The sequence below is a fragment of the Peribacillus sp. NPDC096540 genome (assembly GCF_050278525.1).
Classification (GTDB): domain Bacteria; phylum Bacillota; class Bacilli; order Bacillales; family DSM-1321; genus Peribacillus.
The window spans coordinates 57,415-65,818 of record NZ_JBNNTG010000031.1 but is presented as its reverse complement, the minus strand read 5'-3'; the positions used below and the strand labels follow the sequence as shown (position 1 = coordinate 65,818).

Here is an 8,404-nt window from a genome sequence, read left to right as displayed (position 1 = left end):
TACTAATAGATCGAGGACTTAACCATAGCTTTAAAAAAATGAAATACCTTCTTATTATCTAGTTTTGAAGGAATGAAAATTTCTTCTTGCATTTTATTAGGACGCATGTTATAATAAAAAATGTTCTGATAAAGAGTTAAATGTTTGGTGGCGATAGCGAAGAGGTCACACCCGTTCCCATTCCGAACACGGCAGTTAAGCTCTTCAGCGCCAATGGTAGTTGGGGGTTTCCCCCTGTGAGAGTAGGACGCCGCCAAGCTATAACTTTTAATTGTATCCTTTATTTTAAAAAGGGCATACTAAATTTTATAAAAGAAACATTTATACCGTCGCGGGGTGGAGCAGTCCGGTAGCTCGTCGGGCTCATAACCCGAAGGTCGCAGGTTCAAATCCTGTCCCCGCAATCATGAAAAAACGAAACCTTGGTTTCGTTTTTTTGTTTTATCTGAATTTTGGATAATAATGTCCCTAACTTATTTGTTTCTTCTTTTGAAACAAGGTAAACTACATATAGAATGCTTTATTAGGGATATAATTATGGTGTTAGCTTCATTTTAAGTATTGCATTTATGGTTCTCGGGATAAAATTAGAGAACATTTTCCTAATAGAAGATAAAGGTGATTGATATATGCAACAATTTGAATGGATTACTCAGAACGAGGAAGAAACAGCGCATTTTGCACAGGAATTAGCACAAAGGCTTTCAAGTGGTGATGTACTTGCTTTAGAAGGGGACTTGGGAGCAGGGAAAACGGCGTTCACAAAAGGTCTCGCTAAGGGTTTAGGTGTATCGAGAACTGTGAATAGCCCAACTTTTACGATAATAAAGGAATACGTTGGGAGATTACCCTTATACCATATGGATGTATATCGGGTAAGTGAATCCGAAGAAGATTTAGGTTTTGATGAATATTTTGATGGTGAAGGTGTGACCGTTGTGGAATGGGCTCATTTAATTAAAGACCAGCTTCCAAATGATATCTTAACTATTTATATTTATCGTCTTAGTGATACAAGCCGCCGTCTTGTCTTAGAAGCAAAAGGCGAACGGTATGTTACGTTATGTAAGGAGATTATTTGATGAAGGTTTTAGCTATAGATACATCGAACTTCACGTTAGGGATTGCTCTAATAAATGGAACTCAAGTAATTGGCGAGTATACTACGAATTTAAAGAAAAATCATTCGGTTCGAGTGATGCCAGCAATTGAGACCCTATTAAGGGATTGTGACACTAGTCCGAAGGAATTGACTAAAATTGTGGTTGCTCAAGGCCCTGGATCTTATACAGGGGTTAGGATAGGCGTGACAATTGCAAAAACATTAGCCTGGACGCTGAAAATTCCATTATCAGCTGTTTCTAGTTTAGAAGTTTTAGCTGCTAATGGACGTTATTTTAACGGGTTAGTTTCGCCCTTGTTTGATGCAAGAAGAGGCCAGATTTATACTGGATTATATGAAATAGAAAATAATGTGTTAAAAACAGTTATTGAAGATTGCAATATTCTATCCTCTGAATGGGCAATTCGATTAAAGGAATTAAAGCGTCCTGTTTTATTTGTTGGTCAGGATGTGGAAATCCATCGGGAAGCGATTACGGAAGTGTTAGGGAATTTAGCAGTATTTTCCCCCGAACAGTTATTTAACTCCCGACCAAGCGAACTTGCATTTATTGGTCTAAACAAAACTGAAGTGGACATACACCAGTTTGTACCGAACTATATTCGGATGGCTGAAGCGGAAGCTAAGTGGCTCGAACAGCAGGGGAAATAAAATAATAGGAAAGCGACCGATTATTATGAGTAAAACATTGACGTTTCGAAAGATGAAAACGGAAGATATCGACCAAGTGTTAAACGTTGAAAAACAATCCTTTACTTTGCCTTGGAGCCGGGAAGCTTTTTTTAATGAATTAAATCATAATCAATATGCTGTTTACATGGTTATTGAAGATGAAGGGAAAATTGCCGGTTATTGCGGGGCATGGATTGTCATTGATGAATCGCATATTACCAACATCGCTATTTTACCTGAATATCGAGGGCAAAAGCTAGGTGAAGCTCTGCTTAGAAAGATGATTGAAATCTCAATTAGCATGGGCGTTGTGAGGATGACGCTTGAAGTTCGTGTTAGTAATGCAGTGGCCATTTCACTTTATGAAAAACTAGGTTTTCAAAAGGGCGGAATTCGTAAAAATTATTATACAGATAATCAAGAAGATGCTTATGTTATGTGGGTGAATTTTTCATGAAAAAAGATCAAATTATATTAGGTATTGAAACCAGCTGTGATGAAACTGCCGCAGCTGTCATAAAAAATGGAACAGAGATATTGAGCAATGTCGTGGCTTCACAAATAGAAAGTCATAAGAGGTTTGGTGGTGTTGTACCTGAAATTGCGTCCCGACACCATGTAGAGCAGATTACAATCGTCCTTGAAGAGGCTTTACTTCAGGCTGGTGTGACGTATGAAGAGTTGGACGCTATTGCTGTTACGGAAGGTCCTGGGCTAGTAGGGGCATTGCTAATAGGTGTTAATGCTGCAAAGGCTGTGGCCTTTGCTCATGGAATCCCGCTTGTTGGAACGCACCATATTGCGGGCCATATATATGCAAATAGGCTTGTTCAAGAAATTCAGTACCCAGCCCTTTCATTAGTCGTTTCAGGAGGCCATACGGAGTTGGTGCTTTTAGAGGAGCCCGGATCCTTTAAAGTAATAGGAGAGACGCGGGACGATGCAGCAGGAGAGGCATATGATAAAGTAGCTCGAACTTTAGGTCTTCCTTATCCAGGCGGTCCGCATATCGATAGGCTTGCACAAGAAGGTTCACCATCTTTGAAACTGCCTCGGGCATGGCTGGATGGCAGCTATGACTTTTCTTTCAGCGGCTTGAAATCAGCAGTAATTAACACTTTGCATAATGCAGAACAACGTGGAGAAAAAATTGAACCTAAAGATTTGGCAGCAAGCTTCCAAGCAAGCGTCATAGAGGTACTTGTGACAAAAGCTGTAAAAGCTGCTAAGGAATATGATGTGAAACAGGTGTTACTTGCAGGCGGGGTTGCCGCTAATAAAGGCCTGCGGGAAGCACTTACTGAAGCCTTTATGGATTTACCAATAAATATTTCTATTCCCCCTTTATATCTTTGTACGGATAATGCAGCTATGATTGGTGCAGCTGCAAGTGTCATGTTCGAAAAAGGGAAGCGCTCTGGGTTAGACTTGAACGGAAACCCCGGATTAGATTTAGAAGTTTTCTAACGATAATAAAGGCAGGATACCAAACTTCGGTATCCTGTCTTTTTATCATGTTTTTTATAAAAAATAGAATATTCTGTGGATAACATTTTTTTATTTATCAAGGCCACTGTGTATAACCGATCGTTATGTGGATAAGTGTATAAGTTTCTGTGGATATTGTGGATAAATTAATTGAGTACCTATTTAGTAGCAACTTGTTTGTGTATAGAAATGTGGATAACTTTGTGGGGATCTTTTCAAAACATCATGTAAAGACCGAGTCAAATAACTCGGTCCGTTTGTTTATTCTTCTAATTCAGCCCATTCTTCAAGATGCTGATCTAAAGTTTCCTGTGCTTTATCGAGCTTCGTCTGAACTTCCATTACCTTTTCATGGTCTTGAAAGACGTTTGGGTCACAAAGGAGCTCATTATATTCGTTTATTTCAGTTTCCAGTAGCTCCATGGCTGCTTCGATTTCCTCGATACGGCGTTTTCGCTGGCGTTCTGCTTTTTTTGCTTCTTTATCAATTTTGTAGTTTGTCTTTTCAACGATTAGTTCTACAGTTTTTGATTTATTTTGTTGTTCGAGTGCTTCGATTTCTGCTTGCTCTTGTTTTTTCTCTACATAGTAATCATAATCGCCGAGGAACTCTTCATTGCCGTCTTTAGATAGCTCAATGACCTTTGTTGCAATTCGATTAATAAAATAACGGTCATGTGAGACGAAAAGAATGGTTCCTGGATAATCTATCAAAGCATTTTCAAGCACTAATTTGCTGTCGAGATCTAAATGGTTCGTTGGTTCATCAAGAATTAAAAAATTCCCTTTTTCCATCATCATTTTGGCTAGAGCAAGCCGGGCCTTTTCACCGCCGCTTAATGTCGAAACTGTTTTCAAAACATCGTCCCCACTAAAAAGGAAATTACCGAGTACCGTGCGTACATCCTTTTCCGGTTTAAGGGGATAGTCATCCCATAATTCATTGAGTACGCGTTTATTAGAAATCAAATTGGCTTGTTCCTGATCATAGTAGCTGACTTCAACGTTTGTTCCGAAACGGAAATCGCCAGAAATTGCAGGCAGCTTAGAGATGATCGTTTTCAATAACGTTGATTTTCCAACCCCATTTGGGCCAACAAGAGCTATACTTTCTCCTTTTGTCATTCGGGAATTTATATTTTTTGATACAGTTTCTCCTTCGTAACCGATAGCCAAGTCATGAAGATGGAGTACTTCGTTTCCGCTTTGCCTCTCAATCTGGAATGAAAAATTAGCGGATTTTTCATCACCTTGCGGCTTGTCCAATACGTCCATCTTTTCGAGCTGCTTGCGTCTGCTTTGCGCTCTTTTCGTGGTCGAAGCTCTTGTGATATTACGTTGAACAAAGTCGCGCAGTTTTTCGATTTCACCTTGTTGTTTTTCGAATTGCTTCATGTCCCGTTCATAATCTTCCGCTTTTCCTTCTAAGTAAGAACTGTAATTACCATAGTACTTTTTCATATTATTTCTTGAAATTTCATACACCTGGTTTACAACTTTATCTAGAAAATAGCGGTCATGGGAAACAATAAGTACAGCACCTTGGTAACTTTGTAAATATTGTTCAAGCCAGGAGAGAGTTTCGATATCCAGATGGTTTGTTGGCTCATCTAGAATCAATATATCGGGCTTCTTTAAAAGCAGCTTCCCTAATGCAAGCCGTGTTTTTTGGCCTCCGCTCAACGTGGAAATGAGGGTGGAATAGTCAAAGTCACCAAACTGAAGACCATGTAATACGGAACGGATATCTGCTTCATATTGATAGCCCCCCTTTTCCTTAAAGGTTACCTGTAAAGTGTCATATTCATTTAATACCTTTTGATAAAGTATTTCGTTATCAAAAGTATCAGGTTTGGCCATTTCGGCCTCAAGTCGGCGCAGTTCTTTCTCTTGTTTTAGCAGGTCTTTAAATACAGTCTGCATCTCATCCCAAATGGAAAGTTCGGATTCTAAACCTGTATCCTGTGCCATATAGCCAATAGAGACGCCTTTGGGTTTGATGATCTCGCCGCCATCATGGGAAAGTTGTCCAGCTATGATTTTTAGCAGAGTTGATTTTCCAGCGCCATTTCGGCCAACTAATGCAATTCGATCTTTATTTTGAACTTCGAGCTTCATATTTGATAAAATAAGTTCAGCTCCGTAATATTTTGATAGTTGATTGATTTGTAATAAAATCATAAATTTTCACCTCAATTGATTATTGTTAGTGTAACGTATTATAGTAATTATCGGCAACAGCTGAGGTCTAAGGAAAAACAAGCTGTTACATAATGTGGAATAATAGTGTATGATTTAGGAGGGGCTCTAATGGGAGACTTAACGCATTTTAATGAACAAGGCAGAGCTAAAATGGTTGATGTGAGTGCGAAGCCTGAAACCATTCGGACGGCAACAGCTCAATCGAGTATCTTATTGAACGATGAAATATATGAAAAAATCACGAACCAGCAAATGAAAAAAGGTGATGTTCTGTCAGTTGCACAGGTTGCAGGCATCATGGCCAGCAAAAATACATCCAATATAATCCCGATGTGTCACCCTATATCTCTACAAGGGGTCAATATAGCCTTTGATTGGGTAAAAGAAGAACAAGGTTATAGGCTTAAAATAAAAACAGAAGCCAAGACAAAAGGGAGTACAGGTGTTGAAATGGAAGCGTTAACAGCTGCATCCGTGACGGCATTAACTGTCTACGATATGTGTAAGGCTATTGATAAAGGAATGGTAATCGGGCCTACATTTTTAGTGGAGAAAACAGGTGGAGTATCTAGTAACGATTACAAAAGACAGTTGAATCAAACAAATAAAGAAGAATAAGTTTGAAAAGCATGTGTGAAGGCGGGGAAGAACGATGAACCATGACCCAAAGATACCGCAGGCAACAGCTAAAAGGTTGCCCTTATATTATCGATTTTTAAAGAACTTACATTCCTCAGGTAAACAAAGAGTATCCTCGGCAGAGCTTAGTGAAGCTGTAAAAGTTGATTCGGCTACAATACGCCGTGATTTTTCCTACTTTGGCGCGCTTGGAAAAAAGGGCTACGGCTATAATGTGAATTATTTACTATCCTTCTTCAGAAAAACACTAGATCAAGATGAATTGACAAAAGTCGCTTTAATCGGGGTAGGGAATTTAGGGACCGCATTTTTAAATTACAATTTTTTGAAAAATAATAATACAAAAATTGAAATGGCATTTGAAGTGTCTGAAGATAAGGTTGGAAAGCGAATTGCTGATGTTCCAATCTATCATATGGACCAAATCGATACCCTTTTGCAGGAAAATAATATTACAGCAGCTATTTTGACAGTACCTGCCCAAGTGGCTCAGACGATAACCGATCGTTTAGTTAAAGCTGATATTAAAGGAATATTGAATTTCACGCCTGCTCGGCTGACTGTACCGCCGTCCATAAGAGTTCACCACATTGATCTGGCTGTAGAGCTTCAGTCTCTCATTTACTTTTTAAAGCATTATCCTGTAGTTGATGAAGTTGCATTAGAGGAATAAAAAAACGCTGCGTCTTCGCAGCGTTTTTTATTTTTTCTTCTTTTTGTTTACGGATTTAATTTTAAAGTGCAGCATGATCATACGTAACCCTGACCCAAAGTCTAGTGTCGCAATTAGTACGAGTATGTAGGCAAAAACTCCCCATCCAGAAGAACTAACGGTTTGAATCGCGATAGCGGTAAAAAGAGCTCCTAAGCCTGCATAGATGATACCCATGAATAATGGTGATTGACGTTTCATAATAAACCTCCGATGAAGGCCTGTGCAGTATCTAGCATCTTCTCAATATCTTCCCGTTTTACAACTTGAAAGATGATAACAAGCGTATTCATAGCAATATGTGCGCTCATGGAAACGAGGATGCGGCCCGTTTGCGCATAAAGAAAAGCAAAGGTGAAGCCCATTGCTGAATATAAAAGAAGATGTTCGAGTTCACCATGCGCCAAGCCGAAAATAACTGAGCTGATTAAAGCAGAAATAAAGAAATTAAAGCGTTTATGAAGTGATCCGAAAATGATTTTCCGGAAAAGGATTTCTTCCAAAATAGGTCCAATTACTGAAGTCACGAAAATGACTATTGGGACTTCGTATATGAGTGAAATAAGATTCTGCGTATTTTCAGATTCAGTCTTTACCCCGAGCATGTGTTCAATGATTCCAGCAATGATTTGCGCAAAAAGAGCGAGGAACACTCCGGCAAATGCCCATAATATGGACGTGGGAATGGAAGCTGTAGTGCTTCTGTCCATCTTTTCCCTCATATCTTTTCTCATTAACAACAGGATCAAGGATAGAGCAATGAGAAAGCTGAAAACAATCCAGTATGCTGCAGACTTCACTTGGAGTTCATCAGCAGGCATTCCAGTTGAAGACCCGATCAGCATGAAAAGGGGTACCCCAACAATACTGGATAATTGCATGGCTATGTAAGTGATGATGACGAACCAATATTCTTTTTTCAAAAATGAAAACTCCTTTTATTTAGTCCGCTTTCTCTTATAACGGTCCTGACATGGGGACAATCCCTAAACGTATACTCCAAAATGGTATCAAATAATGAGACAGAACTCCACTTAAACGTACGCATATAAGAACATTTCATCTACTTTGCTAAAAGAAACATTATCCTAAAGTAGTATACCCAGAATTTATCAGAAATTAATAAAAAATTTTCGATAAGATACTTGCAAAAAAGGCTCGGTTTATTTAATATTATAAATGTGTTAGCACTCGATGATGAAGAGTGCTAATAATCACAAAGCAAATTATCAAGAGAATATGAGGAGGTTGTTTCACTTGTTAAAACCATTAGGTGATCGCGTTATTATTGAACTAGTTCAATCTGAAGAAAAAACGGCAAGCGGTATTGTTCTTCCTGATACTGCAAAAGAAAAGCCACAAGAAGGTAAGGTCGTAGCAGTTGGTACAGGCCGTGTTCTTGAAAATGGCGAACGTGTTGCTTTAGAGGTTGCCCAAGGCGATCTAATTATCTTCTCAAAATATGCTGGTACTGAAGTGAAATACGAAGATACTGAATACTTAATTTTACGTGAAAGCGACATTTTAGCTATTATTGGCTAATTATACATCAAACTTAACTGAACGAA

Annotated in this window: 10 protein-coding genes, 1 tRNA gene and 1 rRNA gene; 9 read left to right on the top strand and 3 right to left on the bottom strand. The window is 38.8% G+C overall.

Going from position 1 to position 8,404, the window contains the following annotated elements; all coding sequences use genetic code 11:
- The first annotated feature begins 143 nt into the window (after positions 1-143).
- From rrf to tsaD, 6 genes are all read left to right on the top strand, one after another.
- A 5S ribosomal RNA gene (gene rrf / locus ACQKMR_RS22120) occupies positions 144-259 on the top strand.
- Between the two features lie 71 nt (positions 260-330).
- A tRNA-Met gene (locus tag ACQKMR_RS22115) sits at positions 331-404 on the top strand.
- Between the two features lie 225 nt (positions 405-629).
- Positions 630-1,082 (top strand): tRNA (adenosine(37)-N6)-threonylcarbamoyltransferase complex ATPase subunit type 1 TsaE, encoded by a 453-nt coding sequence (tsaE, locus tag ACQKMR_RS22110; RefSeq protein ID WP_427699242.1) that lies wholly within the window; start codon positions 630-632, stop codon positions 1,080-1,082.
- On the top strand, positions 1,082-1,774 hold the full coding sequence (gene tsaB, locus ACQKMR_RS22105; protein WP_427699241.1) for a tRNA (adenosine(37)-N6)-threonylcarbamoyltransferase complex dimerization subunit type 1 TsaB: 693 nt from the start codon (positions 1,082-1,084) through the stop codon (positions 1,772-1,774). The genes tsaE and tsaB overlap by 1 nt, the downstream gene beginning before the upstream one ends.
- A 25-nt stretch (positions 1,775-1,799) precedes the next feature.
- Positions 1,800-2,252: a ribosomal protein S18-alanine N-acetyltransferase gene (gene rimI / locus ACQKMR_RS22100; protein ID WP_053348961.1), complete on the top strand. Its 453-nt coding sequence runs from the start codon at positions 1,800-1,802 to the stop codon at positions 2,250-2,252.
- Complete coding sequence (tsaD, locus tag ACQKMR_RS22095; protein WP_427699240.1) at positions 2,249-3,262, top strand: tRNA (adenosine(37)-N6)-threonylcarbamoyltransferase complex transferase subunit TsaD; 1,014 nt, start codon at positions 2,249-2,251, stop codon at positions 3,260-3,262. The genes rimI and tsaD overlap by 4 nt, the downstream gene beginning before the upstream one ends.
- 282 nt (positions 3,263-3,544) lie before the next feature.
- On the opposite strand, the gene ACQKMR_RS22090 is transcribed toward tsaD, so the two are convergent.
- Complete coding sequence (locus ACQKMR_RS22090; RefSeq protein WP_427699239.1) at positions 3,545-5,464, bottom strand: ABC-F family ATP-binding cassette domain-containing protein; 1,920 nt, start codon at positions 5,462-5,464, stop codon at positions 3,545-3,547.
- A 129-nt stretch (positions 5,465-5,593) separates the two neighbouring features.
- On the opposite strand from ACQKMR_RS22090, the gene moaC reads away from it, so the two are divergent.
- Together moaC and ACQKMR_RS22080 are read left to right on the top strand one after the other, a co-directional pair.
- The gene (moaC, locus tag ACQKMR_RS22085; RefSeq protein ID WP_427699238.1) at positions 5,594-6,103 is read left to right on the top strand and encodes a cyclic pyranopterin monophosphate synthase MoaC; all 510 of its coding nucleotides are present in this window, start codon (positions 5,594-5,596) and stop codon (positions 6,101-6,103) included.
- A gap of 34 nt (positions 6,104-6,137) precedes the next feature.
- Positions 6,138-6,797 carry a redox-sensing transcriptional repressor Rex gene (locus ACQKMR_RS22080; protein WP_427699237.1) on the top strand — a complete coding sequence of 220 codons (660 nt, stop codon included), beginning with the start codon at positions 6,138-6,140 and terminating at the stop codon, positions 6,795-6,797.
- A 27-nt stretch (positions 6,798-6,824) separates the two neighbouring features.
- Here ACQKMR_RS22080 and ACQKMR_RS22075 read toward each other — a convergent pair whose 3' ends face one another.
- Both ACQKMR_RS22075 and ACQKMR_RS22070 read right to left on the bottom strand, forming a co-directional pair.
- The gene (locus ACQKMR_RS22075; RefSeq protein WP_427699236.1) at positions 6,825-7,037 is read right to left on the bottom strand and encodes a YdiK family protein; all 213 of its coding nucleotides are present in this window, start codon (positions 7,035-7,037) and stop codon (positions 6,825-6,827) included.
- Positions 7,034-7,759 carry a CPBP family intramembrane glutamic endopeptidase gene (locus ACQKMR_RS22070; RefSeq protein WP_427699235.1) on the bottom strand — a complete coding sequence of 242 codons (726 nt, stop codon included), beginning with the start codon at positions 7,757-7,759 and terminating at the stop codon, positions 7,034-7,036. Before ACQKMR_RS22070 ends, ACQKMR_RS22075 begins: the two co-directional genes overlap by 4 nt.
- Before the next feature lie 334 nt (positions 7,760-8,093).
- Between ACQKMR_RS22070 and groES the strand changes: the two genes are divergently transcribed.
- Complete coding sequence (gene groES / locus ACQKMR_RS22065; protein ID WP_427699234.1) at positions 8,094-8,378, top strand: co-chaperone GroES; 285 nt, start codon at positions 8,094-8,096, stop codon at positions 8,376-8,378.
- Positions 8,379-8,404: the final 26 nt, after the last annotated feature.

Bases quoted from the DNA above. Each gene is read 5' to 3' on its own strand.
- tsaE (WP_427699242.1), top strand. From the start codon at position 630: ATGCAACAATTTGAATGGATTACTCAGAACGAGGAAGAAACAGCGCAT.
- tsaB (WP_427699241.1), top strand. From the start codon at position 1,082: ATGAAGGTTTTAGCTATAGATACATCGAACTTCACGTTAGGGATTGCT.
- rimI (WP_053348961.1), top strand. From the start codon at position 1,800: ATGAGTAAAACATTGACGTTTCGAAAGATGAAAACGGAAGATATCGAC.
- tsaD (WP_427699240.1), top strand. From the start codon at position 2,249: ATGAAAAAAGATCAAATTATATTAGGTATTGAAACCAGCTGTGATGAA.
- ACQKMR_RS22090 (WP_427699239.1), bottom strand. From the start codon at position 5,464: ATGATTTTATTACAAATCAATCAACTATCAAAATATTACGGAGCTGAA.
- moaC (WP_427699238.1), top strand. From the start codon at position 5,594: ATGGGAGACTTAACGCATTTTAATGAACAAGGCAGAGCTAAAATGGTT.
- ACQKMR_RS22080 (WP_427699237.1), top strand. From the start codon at position 6,138: ATGAACCATGACCCAAAGATACCGCAGGCAACAGCTAAAAGGTTGCCC.
- ACQKMR_RS22075 (WP_427699236.1), bottom strand. From the start codon at position 7,037: ATGAAACGTCAATCACCATTATTCATGGGTATCATCTATGCAGGCTTA.